General features: G+C 60.5%; 13 protein-coding genes and 1 tRNA gene. 8 read left to right on the forward strand and 6 right to left on the reverse strand.

Features of this window, described 5'->3' with window-relative positions; genetic code table 11:
• Window positions 1-25: 25 nt before the first annotated feature.
• From aldA to M5G20_RS01315, 4 genes are read right to left on the reverse strand one after another with little or no spacing between them, the layout of a single operon-like run.
• The gene (gene aldA, locus M5G20_RS01300; RefSeq protein ID WP_273917539.1) at window positions 26-1459 is read right to left on the reverse strand and encodes an aldehyde dehydrogenase; all 1434 of its coding nucleotides are present in this window, start codon (window positions 1457-1459) and stop codon (window positions 26-28) included.
• 19 nt (window positions 1460-1478) lie between these two features.
• Window positions 1479-2279 (reverse strand): HpcH/HpaI aldolase/citrate lyase family protein, encoded by an 801-nt coding sequence (locus M5G20_RS01305; RefSeq protein WP_273917540.1) that lies wholly within the window; start codon window positions 2277-2279, stop codon window positions 1479-1481.
• 14 nt (window positions 2280-2293) lie between these two features.
• A complete protein-coding gene (rhmD, locus tag M5G20_RS01310) occupies window positions 2294-3478 on the reverse strand; it encodes an L-rhamnonate dehydratase (protein WP_273917541.1) in 1185 nt (394 codons plus the stop codon).
• A 31-nt stretch (window positions 3479-3509) separates the two neighbouring features.
• Window positions 3510-4805 carry an MFS transporter gene (locus tag M5G20_RS01315; RefSeq protein WP_273917542.1) on the reverse strand — a complete coding sequence of 432 codons (1296 nt, stop codon included), beginning with the start codon at window positions 4803-4805 and terminating at the stop codon, window positions 3510-3512.
• 125 nt (window positions 4806-4930) lie between these two features.
• Between M5G20_RS01315 and M5G20_RS01320 the strand changes: the two genes are divergently transcribed.
• The 5 genes from M5G20_RS01320 (at window position 4931) to M5G20_RS01340 (ending at window position 11624) form a co-directional block, all read left to right on the forward strand.
• Window positions 4931-5872 carry a LysR family transcriptional regulator gene (locus tag M5G20_RS01320; protein WP_273917543.1) on the forward strand — a complete coding sequence of 314 codons (942 nt, stop codon included), beginning with the start codon at window positions 4931-4933 and terminating at the stop codon, window positions 5870-5872.
• Between the two features lie 174 nt (window positions 5873-6046).
• Window positions 6047-8878, forward strand: coding sequence for a xanthine dehydrogenase family protein molybdopterin-binding subunit (locus M5G20_RS01325; RefSeq protein ID WP_273917544.1), 2832 nt, complete (start codon window positions 6047-6049; stop codon window positions 8876-8878).
• The gene (locus tag M5G20_RS01330; protein WP_273917545.1) at window positions 8871-9410 is read left to right on the forward strand and encodes a (2Fe-2S)-binding protein; all 540 of its coding nucleotides are present in this window, start codon (window positions 8871-8873) and stop codon (window positions 9408-9410) included. The genes M5G20_RS01325 and M5G20_RS01330 overlap by 8 nt, the downstream gene beginning before the upstream one ends.
• 2 nt (window positions 9411-9412) lie before the next feature.
• Window positions 9413-10651, forward strand: a complete 1239-nt coding sequence (locus tag M5G20_RS01335; protein ID WP_273917546.1) for a c-type cytochrome — start codon at window positions 9413-9415, stop codon at window positions 10649-10651.
• Between the two features lies 1 nt (window position 10652).
• A complete protein-coding gene (locus M5G20_RS01340; RefSeq protein WP_273917548.1) occupies window positions 10653-11624 on the forward strand; it encodes an XdhC family protein in 972 nt (323 codons plus the stop codon).
• Window positions 11625-11678: 54 nt separating this feature from the next.
• Here M5G20_RS01340 and M5G20_RS01345 read toward each other — a convergent pair whose 3' ends face one another.
• Window positions 11679-12962: an NAD(P)/FAD-dependent oxidoreductase gene (locus M5G20_RS01345; protein ID WP_273917549.1), complete on the reverse strand. Its 1284-nt coding sequence runs from the start codon at window positions 12960-12962 to the stop codon at window positions 11679-11681.
• A gap of 183 nt (window positions 12963-13145) precedes the next feature.
• Between M5G20_RS01345 and M5G20_RS01350 the strand changes: the two genes are divergently transcribed.
• From M5G20_RS01350 to M5G20_RS01360, 3 genes are all read left to right on the forward strand, one after another.
• Window positions 13146-13222, forward strand: a tRNA-Val gene (locus M5G20_RS01350).
• Window positions 13223-13657: 435 nt separating this feature from the next.
• The gene (locus M5G20_RS01355) at window positions 13658-13852 is read left to right on the forward strand and encodes a hypothetical protein (RefSeq protein WP_273917550.1); all 195 of its coding nucleotides are present in this window, start codon (window positions 13658-13660) and stop codon (window positions 13850-13852) included.
• A 128-nt stretch (window positions 13853-13980) separates the two neighbouring features.
• On the forward strand, window positions 13981-14436 hold the full coding sequence (locus M5G20_RS01360) for a DUF2214 family protein (protein ID WP_273917551.1): 456 nt from the start codon (window positions 13981-13983) through the stop codon (window positions 14434-14436).
• Between the two features lie 126 nt (window positions 14437-14562).
• Here the strand turns inward: M5G20_RS01360 and csrA are convergent, their stop codons facing one another.
• Complete coding sequence (csrA, locus tag M5G20_RS01365; protein ID WP_007938114.1) at window positions 14563-14757, reverse strand: carbon storage regulator CsrA; 195 nt, start codon at window positions 14755-14757, stop codon at window positions 14563-14565.
• Between the last annotated feature and the right edge of the window lie 171 nt (window positions 14758-14928).

Below are 14928 nucleotides of genomic sequence, written 5' to 3' on the forward strand. Positions count from 1 at the left end.
GCGGCTTACGCACCACCGCCAAGGATCAGCCTTGCAGATAAACCGCGTGCGTATGGGTGTACTCATACAATCCATGCTTGCCATCCGCGCCGCCAATCCCCGATTTACGCACGCCGGCATGGAAGCCCTGCATCGCCTCGAAATTCTCGCGATTGACGTAGGTTTCACCGAAATCCAGCTCGCGCATGGCGTGCAGGGTTTTGTTCAGGTCGCGGGTGTAGATCGACGAGGTCAGACCGTACTCGCAGTCGTTGGCCAGGGCGACGGCTTCGTCCAGGTCATCGATGATCTGGATCGGCAGCACCGGACCAAAAATCTCTTCGCGCATGATGTCCATGTCGGCGCGGCACCCGGCCAATACGGTGGGTTGGAAGTGGAAGCCGTCCGGTCGATCAGCGATCTGTCCACCACTGATCAGGTTTGCACCCTGACTCAACGCCGTACGGACTTTGCGGTTGACGCTGTCCAGCCCCTGGCGATTGATCAGCGGGCCCATTTCCACATCGGGCTGCGCAATCGGATCGCCATAGCGAGTCGCGCTCATCGCCGCAGCGATGCGTTCGATAAATTGATCCGCCACCTTGCGCTCGACGTACACCCGCTCGGCGCAATTGCACACCTGGCCGCTGTTGATGATGCGTGAGTCGCGGATGGCCTTGACGGCGAGATCGAGGTCGGCGTCGGCCAGCACAATGGCCGGTGCCTTGCCACCCAATTCCAGATTGAGCTTGGTGATGTTCGGTGCGGCAGCCGCCATGATCCGCGAGCCGGTGGCGACGCTGCCGGTGAAGCTGATCATGTCCACGCCCTTGTGCGCACTCAGTGCCGCACCCACCTGGCCGTCACCGCAAACCACGTTGAACACACCGGGCGGCAGATCGGTTTCAGCCACCAGTCGGGCGAATTCGAAGCAGTTGTTTGGCGTTTCTTCGCTGGGCTTGATAACGATGGTATTGCCAGTCAACAGGGCCGGGGCCATTTTGCGGGCGATCAGGAAGAACGGGAAATTCCATGGCAGAATTCCAGCCACTACGCCCAGTGGTTTGCGGAACAGAAAGATGTTTTCGCTCTGGCGGTCGCTGGTGATGATCTCGCCTTCGATACGCCGCGCCCACTCGGCCATGTAGTCGAGATAATCGGCGGTGAAGTTGACTTCGACTTCGGCCAGGCCGCTGATCTTGCCTTGCTCCAGGGTGATGGTCCGCGCCAGGTGCGAAACGTTTTCCCGCAGCTTGGCGGCGATGCGGCGCAGGTAGCCAGCGCGATCATTCGCCGGTTTGCGCGACCAGTCTTTTTGCGCCGCTCGGGCAGCGGCGAGCGCGCGTTCGACGTCTTCGGCGGTCGAGGCCGGGACTTTCGACAGCACGGCCCCGGTGGCCGGGTTGATCACATCGAGGTGGGCAGCGCTGGCCACGAACTGGCCGTTGATGAAGTTTTCGTAAACAGGCACGGACGACATGGGACGACTCCTTGGCTGATCAGTAGGTACGCGACGGCGCTTGTTCGATGGCCGGTGTGCGGTAGCGGGCGAGGGTGGCCATGGCGCTCTGGCGCAGCAGGCTGATGTCGATGGCCACGGCGATGAACTGGCAACCCCAGCTCTGGTAGCGACGGGCATCTTCTTCATTGGGGGCGAGAATTCCGCAGGCCTTGCCCGCTGCGAGTGTGGCGTTCACGGCGTATTGAATGCGTTGCTGAACCTCCGGATGACCGGGATTGCCGGCATGGCCGAGACCGATAGAAAGATCCGCCGGACCGATAAAGACCGCGTCGACACCTTCGATGGCGGCGATGGCTTCTACGTTTTCTACGCCGAGCCGCGACTCCACCTGAACGATCAGACACAGCTGCTCATGGGCGGTATTGAGATAATCGGGCACGCCGTCCCAACGGGTGGCACGGGTCAGGCCACCGCCGACGCCGCGAATGCCGTGGGGCGGATAGCGCATGGCACGAACCAGCGCGGCGGCTTGTTCGGCGGTTTCGACCATCGGTATCATCAGCGTCTGCGCGCCGATATCCAGCAGCTGCTTGATCAGATTGGCGTCGCCATTTACCGCGCGCACGATTGGCGCAGTGGAATAGGGCGCCACGGCCTGCAACTGCGCCAGCACGCCCGGTACGGTGTTCGGTGCGTGCTCACCGTCGATCAGCATCCAGTCGTAACCGGTGGTGGCGACGATTTCGGCGGCGTAGCCGGTGGCGAACCCGGCCCAGATGCCATATTGGGTCGCCGGCTGTTTCAGCGCGGCTTTGAAAGCGTTGTGCGGCATGTTCATGTCGGGCTCCTTTCTCAGCGGTTGTACGGCCGATGCAGTTGGCATTCGGGATTGAGCGTCACGCCGAAACCTGGTTGATCAAGTTCCGACAGGCGCATGCGACCATTGACCGGCACCGGTTCGCCGAGCAGTTGCGGGTGGAACATCGGCACCACTTCGTCAGCCTTGGGCGCCATCATCAGGAATTCGGCGAACGGGCTGTTATGCCGGGTAGCGACGAAGTGATAGCTGTACACCGATGAGCCGTGGGGGATGACCAACGCGTTGTGGGCATCGGCCAGGGCCGAGATTTTCACCAGTTCGGTGAGGCCGCCGCACCAGCCGACATCCGGCTGAATAATGTCGCAGCAACCCATCTCCAACAGCATGCGAAAGCCCCAGCGCGTGGCTTCGTGTTCGCCAGTGGTGACCAGCATGCCTTTGGGCACGTTGTTGCGCAGCGCTGCGCAGCCCCAGTAATCGTCCGGCGGCAGCGCTTCCTCGATCCACTTCAAACCGTGCTCGTGGGCGCCGGTTGCCAGTCTGGTGGCGTAGTTGAGGTCCAGGCTCATCCAGCAATCGAGCATCAGCCAGAAGTCCGGGCCAACGCGCTCGCGCATGGTCGCCAGTTCTTCGAGGTTCTTGCGCAGGCCTTCTTCACCTTCGGCAGGGCCGTGGTGCAACGGCATCTTGCCGCCGATGAAACCCATTTTCTGCGCCAGGTCCGGGCGGGCGCCGGTGGCGTAGAACTGCAATTCGTCGCGCACCGCACCGCCGAGCAGCTGGTGCACCGGTTCCTGGCGGATCTTGCCGAGCAAGTCCCACAGCGCCAGGTCGACGCCGGAGAGGGTGTTGATGACGATGCCTTTGCGCCCGTAATACAGGGTCGACTGGTACATCTGGTCCCAGATCTTCTCGATGTCGGTGACGCGAGCGCCTTCGAGGAAGCGCGCCAGGTGTTTCTCGACGATGTAAGCAGCAGGCTCACCGCCGGTGGTTACCGCAAAACCAATGGTGCCGTCGCTGGCTTCTATCTCTACCACCAGGGTGCCGAGCACGTTGATGCCGAAGGTGCGGCGGCTCTGGCGGTACTCGGGGTATTTGCTCATTGGCGTGGCGATGTGATCGTCGATCCAGTGGCCGTCCGCCTGATCGTGATAATCCGCACCGCCGCCACGCAGGGTGAAAGCGCGCACGTGTTTGATGGTTGGAATGCCCATGGTGTGACTCCTTTTTTAACGGCGGTCAGGTTTAAACGGTGGCCGGTTTATTCGAGGCGTTATGTCCGGGCGCGCGGACGCCCAGCACCAGCAACGCGGCGATGACGGTGGTAGCGGCAAGCACGTACAAGCCTGCTGCCGGGGAATGGAAGGCGCCTTCGGCCCAGTTCTTCAGCACCGGGGCGATGAAGCCGCCGAGGGCGCCGAACGAGTTGATCAGGGCGATGCCGGCTGCAGCGGCGCTGCCGGCGAGGTAGCTGGAGGGGAACGTCCAGAACACCGGTTGCACGGCGATGAAACCGGAGGCGGCGAAGCACAGGGCAAGAATTCCCAGCAGCGGGTTGCTGAAGGTCACCGAGCAGGCGATCCCGGCGGCGGCCATGAGCAACGTCAGGCACGCGGTGCGGCGGCGTTCACCGGTTCGGTCGCTGTAACCAGGAATCAGGTAGGCAGCGATCAAGGCGCAGATCCATGGGATCGCCGTGACCAGCCCGACCATCAACCCGACCTTGGTGCCGAGCAGCCCACCGACTTGGGTCGGCAGGTAAAACACCACGCCGTAGACGCTGGCCTGGATCAGCAGGTAGATCAGGCACAGGTACAGCACCGAAGGCTGGCAGATGACATTGAGCAGGCTGCGGCCGTGGTTCTGTTTATGGCTGTCTTCCTGATCGAGCAGGCTTTGCACCTGCTGGCGTTCCTCGACGGTCAGCCACTTGGCATCGGCCGGACGATTGTCCAGATACCAGTAGGCCCAGATGCCCACCGCCGTCGCCATCAAGCCTTCGACGGCGAACAGCCATTGCCAGCCGTGGAACCCGGCGAAGCCGTCCAGTTCCAGCAGCAGGCCGGACAACGGACTGCCGAAGATGAAGGCCAGCGGTGCACCGAAGTAGAAGAAACCCATGGCCTTGCCGCGCACGGCGCTGGGGAACCAGTAGGTGAGGTAAAGGATGACGCCGGGGAAAAATCCGGCTTCCGCCACGCCAAGCAAGAAGCGCAGGACGTAGAAGGTGGTTTCGTTGTGGGCGAAGACCATGGCCGCGGAGACGAGGCCCCAGGTGACCATGATCCGGCACATCCACAGACGGGCGCCGACGCGGTGCAGGATCAGGTTGCTCGGCACTTCGAGCAGGGCGTAACCGACAAAAAACACCCCGGCGCCAAAGGCGAACGCGGCATCACTGATGTTGGTATCGGCCTGGAAGGCTTGCTTGGCGAACCCGACGTTGGCGCGGTCGAGGAAGGCCATGATGTACATCAACAGGAGAAATGGCAGCAGCCGCCAGGAAATTTTGGCGAGCAGAGGCGCAGGTAGAGTCTTCATCGCAGTTTTCCTTTGGTAGGGCATTTGTTCTTATGGGGAAGACTGTACGGCCGCTGATCGATGCGTTACAAATCAAATCTAGCTCACAACTGATACCCTCAGGGTATCGATAAAAAAGGCCCGTCATGACCACGCCGACCCTCTCTCGCAGCCTGCTCAATCGCTTGCGCTACAAGCATCTGCACATGCTGGTGACGCTCAGCGCCAGCCAGAACCTGCACCGCGCCTCGCAAAGCCTGAACATGTCGCAACCGGCGGCAACTCGCATGCTGCATGAAATTGAAGACATGTTTGGTTGCGACCTGTTCGAGCGGCTGCCTCGTGGCATGCGGCCGACGGCCCTGGGCCTGGAGCTGATCCGTTTTGCCGAGTCGGCCCTCAGTGGCCTCGACCGTTGCGCCGAGGACCTGATGGCGCGGCAGCAGGGCGGTTATGGCTATCTGTCGATTGGAACCATCATGGGCGCAGCGCCGGATCTGGTCATGGATTCGATTGCCGAAATAAAGTCGCTTAACCCGCAACTGCGGATTCGCATCATGGGCGACACCAGCGATCAAGTGATCCAGTTGCTGGAGCAGGGTCGCATTGACCTCGCGATCGCCCGACGCAATGCCGCCACCGACAGCGAGCATTACGTCTTTGAACAACTGGGCAACGAACGGTTGCTGGTGGTGGTGCACGCCGGCCACCCGCTGGCCCGACGCAAAAAGCTGGAAATGGCAGAACTGGTTGCCGGTTGGCCGTGGATCCTGCAACCGGAAACCAGCCCGGCGCGTATTGGTCTGGACCAAGCCTTGCAGCGCCTGGCCCTGCCGTTGCCGGCGGACATCATCGAATGCAGCTCGGTGTATTCGATGCAGCAACTGATTCAGTTGACTGACGCGATCATGGTGCTGTCGGAAACCGCGTTGCGCGACTACCTTAAAATGGGCCTGGTGGTTGCACTGCCGGTGGAGCTGGACGTGCAACTGGCGCCGTTCGGGCTGCTGTTGCGCAAGGGTGAGCACATCAGTCGCGAGCTGGGGTTGTTCATCGATCTGCTGCGTCGAAAAGCCGCGGCTTTTTGATTCTGTGGTCAGTTTTTTGTTTTCCGCGAACGGATAAACCTTTAAAGTTAACCTTTCGGTCAGCTTTGCACTGTCAACACGGCCCTTTGCATCGACAAAAAGGGCTTCTGCAAGACTCGAGATTCCCAGTACATAACCAGAAGGGCGGATCCATAACCGCCCAGAGGATGATCCATGTCCAACCGTGATATATCCCGGCGCTCGTTCCTTCAGGGCGGGCTGGTAGCGGGTGTGAGCGTGACGCTTGCACCCTTGAGCAGCCAGGCGCTGGCAGCCTTGATGGAAAACAGCGTGACCGTGCCGTCCGAGCAATGGCTGGGCAACAACGGCAAGGCCCGCGCCCGTAACGATGCCTTGTCCAAGGTCTGCGGCAGCAAGGTGTTTGCCCGCGACATCCGCGCCAAGGACATGCCGGGCTGGCCGCAGCAGCAAGGCCACGCCATGCTGCTGAAAACCATCAAGGCCGACCGCATTTATGACGGCTACGACCTGTCGTGGCTCGGTGCCGAACTGCAACCGGATCGCATCGTCACCGCCGAAGATTTGGTCAAGGACGGTATCGTCTTCCCTGAAGAGCACGCGCCTGATCCGCTGCTGCCGGCTGGCAAGGTGCCGATGTTCATCGGCCACCCGGTGGCGATCCTGATCTGGAACGACTTCGAGCGTTTCCGCCAGGCCAAGGCCAAACTCAAGTTCAATGACAAAGCAATCCGCTACGGCGAGAAAGCGCCGTTCTACGAAGGTGATCCGTACGGTAGCTTCCGCTATGTACGCGTCGGCGGCGCGACCTCGGCTGACGAGGATGAATTCGCCAGCCTCAAGGATTCGATCCTGTTCCCGATGCTGAAAAACCGTCGCCCGGTGTGGAATTCCCAACCGAACCTGCACGGCAACCTGACCGAGCGCGGGCTGTTCTACGCCGAGCGCATGAAGCAGCAAATCGACACGCCGCCGGACAACTGGCTGGTGTTTGACGAGCGCTACAAGACGCCGTCGATCGAACCGGCCGCGATGGAGCCGGACAACGGCAACGGCTGGTACGACCCAGCCACCAAGACCCTGCATTTTGTCGTTGCGACACAGTGCCCGCTGGAAACCGCGACCGAGACCGCGAAGATGATCTCGCCGTCGCGTTTTGGCCTGGCCAACCTGAACATGCACCCGGGCTACACCGTCGGCTACGGCTCAAAAGACCACAACATTTTCGTCTACTACGCCGCCCTCGCAGCGTTGTATGGCGCCGGTGTGCCGGTGCGTCTGGCCAACGACCGCTACGAGCAATTCCAGAGCGGCGTCAAGCGTCACCCGTTCGATATCCGCTATCAACTGGCCGTGGACAAGACCGATCACAGCTTCAAGATTTTCCGCGCCGAAATGAGCGTCGACGGCGGTGGACGGGTCAACTACAGCCCGTCCGTGGCAGCGGTTGGCGCCACGGCGGCGCAGTCGATCTACTACATGCCGCAGAACGATTTGCAGGTCACGGCCTATCACTCGCGCGCGGTGGAAGCCGGGTCGATGCGTGGCTACGGCACCCTGCAGAGCATGGCGTCCACCGAGATGATGGTCGACGAAATCGCCGATCGCCTCGGTGTCGATGCCATCGAACTGCGCCGCAAGAATGCCCTGCGTTCGGGCATGAAAAACACTCAGGGCGCGGTGCCTGCCGGTGCCTTGCGCCTGCACGAAATTCTCGACAAGGCCGCCGTCCACGAAGTCTGGAAAAACCGCGCCGCGATCAAGCAACAACGCGAAGCCGCCGACCCGGATAACTGGTACGGCGTCGGTTTCGCCATCTGCCAGAAAGACTTCGGCACCGGTTCCGAAGCGCCAATGGCGAGCATCGAATACACCGTTGACGGGCGCGTCACCCTGCGCCACATCGGCATCGAAATCGGCACCGGCATGTCCACTTCCCAGGCGATGGTGGTGGCCGATTTTCTCGGTCTCCCGGCGCACGAAGTGAAAACTGGCGAGACCGAATGGCAAGAGTTGCAGCTGATCAGCGGCGGCAACCCGTACATCATGAGCCAGGCTGAGCAGGACAACTTCCTGCGCAACCCGCGTTGGGTCGGCAAGGTTGCTTCGGCCTCGTCCGCGACCAACTCGGCGTACTACTTCAGCCACGCCACCCGCGAAGCGGCGCGGGTGCTGTTCAACCACGGCTTGTGGCCGGCGGCGCTGGAGATCTGGCGACAAGGCCCTTTTGGCGGTCAGGCCAACCCTTACGTGGTGCGCCGCGAAGACGCCCATTGGGTCGACGGCAAGCTCACCGCCAACGGCATGGAGCCTTTGTCATTTGCAGTGCTGGCCAAACGAGCCCACGAGCGCGGTCTGGTGACGGGCGCCACGGTTCACGGCTTCAACCGCTGGAGCTGGGCCGAGGCTGAGTACAGCATCGATGGCGTGCGTGAGCGTCTGCCGCTCGATGGCCTGGCAGTGAAGTATGGCGACGGTGCACCGAAGGCGAAGAAGGCGCAGATGAACAGCGCCGGCTTCCACCTGCTCGATCGACAGAACATCGCCTACCCGGCGACCCAGTTGAATAACGCGGCGGTGACTTACTACAGCCCGGTGGCGACGCTGGTGGAAGTGAAGGTCAACAAGGGTTCCAACGAAGTGTCGGTACTCAACCACCACTCGTGGGTCGAGTGCGGTCGGGTGCTGGTGCCGGAACTGGTCAAGGGGCAGCTCGAAGGCGGTATCGCCATGGGCATCGGCCACGCATTGATGGAAGAAATGCCGCTGTACGAAGGCGGGCCGGGGGAGGGTGACTGGAACTTCAACCGTTATCGCTTGCCGATGGCGCGCCACGTGGCGGTATGGAAACAGACTGCGGAGATCTTGCCGCCACTGTCGCCAAGCGACCCGTCCAAAGGCATCGCCGAAGTGGTGATGATCCCGGTGGTCGGTGCCATCGGTAACGCCGTGGCTCATGCCATCGGCAAACGTGTCCGCGACCTGCCTATCACTTCTGCACGCATCAAGGAGGCCCTCAATGGCTAACCGTCCGCTTCAACTGACCCTCAACGGTCAATCCGTCGGCCCGGTGGACATCCCTGATGACCTGCCGATGATCGACTACCTGCACGAATACAAGAACCTCACCGGCTCGCGCCTGGGCTGCGGCCAGGGCATCTGCCACGCCTGCGTGGTGATCGTCGACAACCCGGACGGCACCAGCGAAGAAGTACGCACCTGCATCACTGGCGCGCACTATTTCGAAGGCAAAAAGGTGCGGACCATCGAAGGCCACGCGACCCGCGATGAGCAGGGCAAAGTCACCGAGCTGAACCCGATCCAGCAACGCTTCGTCGACGAGTTCGCGTTCCAGTGCAGCTACTGCGCGCCCGGTTTCGTCAATGCCGCGACAGTGCTGGTGGAGAAGCTGCAGCGTCAGCCCATCGTCACAAGCCAACTGGAAAAAGTCATCGAGGACAGCCTCGGCCATCACATCTGCCGCTGCACCGGCTACGTGCGCTATTACAGCGCCACGCGCAACGTGCTGACCGATCTCGGCCTGGTCAAGGAGGGTTAAGCATGAAGCATCTACTTTCCCGCCTGACACTGGCGGTCGGTCTGGCTGCGCCTGTGTTGCTGGCCCATGCCGACGAGGCGCAGGTCAAGCAAGGCGAATACCTCGCCCGCGCCGCCGACTGCATGGCATGCCACACCGCACCGGGTGGCGCGCCATATGCGGGCGGCCTGCCGATCGTCTCGCCGTTCGGCACGATCTACGGCACCAACATCACCCCGAGCAAAGAGCACGGCATCGGTTTGTACAACGATGACGAGTTCTTCGCTGCGTTGACTGAGGGCAAACGTCGCGATGGCGCGAACCTGTATCCGGCGATGCCGTACACCTCGTATCACCTGATCCCGCGTGCGGATTCCGATGCGATTCATGCCTACCTGAAAACTGTCGCGCCGATCGAGCGCGCCGCACCGGTCACCAGCCTGACTTTCCCGTTCAACGTGCGTCCGGGCCTGATGGGCTGGAACATGATGTACGGCAAGGACGTGAAGCTCGAATCCGCCGAAGGCAAAAGCGAAGCCTGGAAGCGCGGTCAGTATATGGTTGACGTGCTTGGCCACTGCGGCGAATGCCACACGCCTCGCGGCTTGCCCGGTGCGATGCAAATGGACAAGCGCATGACCGGCGGCGTCCTCAATGGCTATCTGGCGCCGAGCCTGCTGGCCACTGACCTGGCCGCGCGCGGCTGGAATCATCAGGACCTGAGCTCGTTTCTCAAGCACGGCATGAGCGCCCAGGGCACGATGTTCAACGAGATGTTCCCGGTTTTCCACAACAGTACCCAAGGCCTCACCGATCCGGATCTGGCCGCCATGGCCACCTTCCTGCTCGGCGATCAACCGCCAGCGGCGAAAGTGCTGACCGACGTGCCGCTGGAAAAACTCAGTGCCAGCGCCCAGCGCGGTCGTCAGGATTACCTGAATGTCTGCGCTGGTTGCCACGCGGTCGATGGCGAAGGCAAACCGCACATCGCCGTGGCCATGCGTGGCAACACGACGCTGCGTCTGGAAGACCCGCGCAACCTGGTGCGGGTGATCGACGACGGTATCGGCGAGCAGAAGTTTTCCGGGTTCGAGCACATGCAACCGATGCCGGGATTCGTCGAGAAACTCAGCGATGCGCAACTCACGGATCTGCTGAACTACCTGCGTCAGGGTTGGGGTGGTCAGCCGACGGATCTGGCCGTGAGCGACGTGCAGAAGCTGCGGGCCGATGCGCCGCCGCTCGAGCACAAGGCCCACTGACATGCAGCATCTCGATCTGCAAGTGGTGCGGCGGGCGCTGGAGTGGTCGACGACCGGGCAGCGCGTCTGGCTATGCACGGTGCTCGCCACCTACGGCTCCGCACCTCGTGCGCCGGGCTCCCTGTTGGCGGTGAACGCTGATGGGCAGTGGATCGGTTCGCTGTCCGGCGGCTGCGTCGAAGAAGATTTTCTTGAGCGCGTCGCCGAAGGTGCGTTTGAGGAATCCGTCAGCGTTGTGCGTTACGGCGAAGGCGACGATCCGCGCTCGCGGGTCAGCCTGCCCTGTGGCGGTGTACTCGACGTGCTGGTGGAAAAGCTGGATTCGGATTGCGATGTTCAGGCGCACCTGCGGGAACTGGAGTCGGCGCTGTTGGGCCGACGTCGGTTGATCCGTGAAGTGGACCTGTCCAGCGGTGCGCGCAGTCTGGTCGATGATCGTGATCAGGGCGTGCGGGTCGAGCGCGAGATTGACCGGGTCCGACTGCGCATCGGTGCGGCCCAGCGTTTGTTGCTGGCCGGATATTCCAGCGTGGCGCAGGCCTGTGCGGAATTTGCCGTGGGCCTGGGGTTCGAAGTGATTCTTTGCGATCCGCGAGACGAAGTGCTGGTAGGCGTCGAGTTGGACAACGTGGAGATTCGTCGTCAGTTGCCCTCAGTGTTCATTGCCGATGGTGGCTGCCACAGCGACACAGCCGTGGTGGCGCTGACCCACGATCCGCGCATCGACGATTTGGCAATGATGGAAGCGGTGCGCACCGAGGCGTTCTACATCGGCGTGATGGGCTCGCAGCAGACTTCGCAAAAACGCTTCGAGCGGTTGCGACGCATTGGTGGCTTGGGCGATGCCGAACTGGCGCGGATTCATGCGCCGATCGGCTTGAACCTGGGCAGCAAGACGCCGCCGGAGATTGCGCTTGCGGTACTGGCTGACATCTTGCGCATTCGAAGCGGTATCGCGCGGGATCGACTTTAGCTGCAAACCCTGCGGGAGCGAGCAGGCTCGCTCCCGCAATGTATTGCGTGCGGCTTAGTACCCGAACTTGTCCCGCAACCCGTAATACCACGCACCCAATGCCGCAAATGGCGTGCGTAGCAACTGCCCGCCAGGGAACGGGTAGTGGGGCAGGTCGGCAAACGCGTCGAAACGCTCCGCCTGACCACGCAACGCTTCGGCCAGGACTTTGCCTGCCAGATGCGTGTATGTCACGCCATGGCCGCTGCAGCCCTGGGAGTAGTAGATGTTGTCGCCCAGACGTCCGACTTGCGGCAGACGCGACAGGGTCAGCAGGAAATTGCCGGTCCAGGCGTAATCAATCTTCACATCCTTGAGTTGCGGGAAAGCCTTGAGCATTTTCGGGCGGATGATTGCCTCGATGTTCGCCGGATCGCGCGCGCCGTACACCACACCACCGCCGAAAATCAGACGCTTGTCGCCGCTCAGGCGGTAGTAGTCGAGCAAATAGTTGCAGTCCTCGACGCAGTAGTCCTGAGGCAACAGGCTTTTCGCCAACGCGTCACCCAAGGGCTCGGTGGTGATCACCTGGGTGCCACAAGGCATCGACTTGGCTGCCAGTTCCGGCACCAGATTACCCAGATACGCGTTGCCCGCCACGATGATGAATTTTGCCCGGACCTTGCCCTGTGGCGTGTGCACCACCGGATTCGCGCCACGCTCAATGCGTACCGCCGGCGATTGCTCATAAATGATGCCACCCAGCGACTCCACAGCCGCTGCTTCACCCAGCGCGAGATTCAGCGGGTGTATGTGACCGCCGCTCATGTCGAGCATGCCGCCGACATACTGATCACAGGCCACCACATCACGAATGCGTCGCTGATCCATCAACTCCAGTTGAGTGTGACCAAAGCGTTCCCACAGACGCTTTTGAGACTCCAGATGGCCCATCTGCTTGGCGGTGATGGCGGCGAAGACACCGCCGTCCTTCAAATCGCACTGGATATTATATTTGGCAACCCGCTCACGAATAATCCGCCCGCCCTCAAACGCCATCTGCCCGAGCAACTGCGCCTGCCTGGGGCCGACACTGCGCTCGATCACGTCGATATCGCGGCTGTAACTGTTAACGATCTGTCCGCCGTTGCGCCCGGACGCGCCAAAACCAACCTTGGCGGCTTCCAGCACCGTGACCTTGAAACCGTTCTCCAGCAAAAACAGGGCAGAGGACAGCCCGGTATAACCGGCACCGATTACACAGACATCAGTCTCAACGTCATCCTGCAACGCCGGGCGCGGAGGAACCGCATTGGCCGATGCGGCGTAGTAGGACTCGGGGTAGGGGGTGTTCGCCATCCTGCAGCCTCTGTTTAATATATTTTACGAGTGCGACGATCCTACCCGAGTTAAAAAACCACCGCCAGCCACCGGAAAATCTTCTTTGCCGCAGCGAAATTAAATATTTTGCATATTCATAGGGTTAGCGCGAAAAAAGGTGTTGACACCCCTCCGGAATTCCGTAGAATGCCGCCACACAGCAGGCACGTAGCTCAGTTGGTTAGAGCACCACCTTGACATGGTGGGGGTCGTTGGTTCGAGTCCAATCGCGCCTACCAAACAAAATCCGCTCTGCTGGGCGGTCTAGAAGGGCTCACCGAAAGGTGGGCCCTTTTTTGTTCTCTGGGATTTATTCGGCGATCCATCGAAGCCTCAGTATTGTCTTTGTTTCCGTGGGGTGAAGTGGCTTCCAGGCTGCAACTTCAAGCTAACCTGCCACCCAAATGAAAATCATTTCTACCCAGCATTGAACTGTGGGCACCGAACTGCATCCAACCAAAACAGGCGACCAAGCGTTTGACTGGGTCATAAGGCAGAAGAGGAACAAATGGGGAGGCGGGCGATGATGCGATTCTCTGCGGCTTACTTGTTTATTTGCCTTCTGCTTCAATGGACTGTGGTCGAAGCGTCCCCCTGGATCGCCTCTCATGTACTTCTGAGATGGATCCTGTAGCGCAGTGATTCATGCGTGATCTGATCCAGAGGAGTCGCAAATGATCTCCGATCAAATGAATCAGCAGTCATCCGAAAACAAGGCTGTTTGGGATCAATATTTTTGCGCGGCGTTGATTGCCGAAAGCAATCTGACGGCACCTGTTGTCGGTGGGGCGACTCACGAAGACAGGCAGAATCTGTTGATCGAAAGGGCAAAGGCCCTCGCCGACAAGATGATGGAAAACAGAAAGTAATCAAAGCCCAGCCATTGCGCTGGGCTTTTTGCGTCTGGCGATTACGTTCGTTTCACGCCAGTGCAATCCATTGATCAATGGGCTACTACTGACAGGTTGATTCAACTCGTCCTGAAAGGAGTTTCTCGATGCTGATTCACTGGATTCTTGCAGCCGTACATCTTTTGGTGGTGGTGCTGGGGTTTTGGGCGGTTTTGGTTCGTGGCACGAACTTTCGACGCTTGGCGACTGGCGTGGGTGAAGTTCGTAGCGTGTTGATTGCGGATAACATTTGGGGGATTTCGGCGCTCGTTCTGTTGGTAACCGGTGGGATGCGGGCGTTTGGCGGATTCGAAAAGGGCGCGGACTATTACCTGCAGCAGCCGTTGTTTCATCTGAAGATGACGTTATTCGTGCTGATTCTGCTGCTGGAAGTCGCGCCCATGGTGACTTTGATCAAATGGCGTATAGCGCTCGCGCGTGGCGCGGCTATCGAGGCGGGACGGGCGAAATTGTTTGCGCGCATCAGTCATGTTGAAGCGTTGTTGCTATTGCTGATGGTAATCGCGGCCACTGGCATGGCGCGTGGTGTGACGTTTGGTTAGGCGCGGGGTGTTTCAAGATGTGCAGGGGTGACAAGGAGGGGGCGAGCGAAAGGCGTTGCAGTCCGTGAATCTTTAGCCAGCCGTCGTTCCGGGGGTGAACGGGCTGGCTACTGACTGCATCAGGATTCAGGGAGTTTGCGGTTTGTCCGGGGCGGTCAGGCCAGCCTGGATGCGCTGATAAATTTCTTCGCGATGCACCGCAACGTCTTTCGGGGCGTTGATGCCAATTCTGACTTGCTGGCCGCTAACGCCGAGGATGGTGATCGTAATGTCATCACCAATATTTATGCTTTCACCGACTTTGCGGGTGAGTATCAGCATGGTCTTCTCCTTGATTGCTTTCTGGGGCACCTGATTCGGACAGTGCAGAGGTCGGTGGTATGTATAGATTAGTGCGAAGTCTCACAATTTGGGTGCCTCTTTCTGACGCGCAGATGCAGCATTAATTCCCAAGACGTAACTATACAGAGGCCGCAACCATCATTCTCGTTG

Origin of the sequence: Pseudomonas sp. TNT2022 ID1044 (genome assembly GCF_028656895.1) — a bacterium.
Lineage (GTDB): Bacteria > Pseudomonadota > Gammaproteobacteria > Pseudomonadales > Pseudomonadaceae > Aquipseudomonas > Aquipseudomonas reinekei.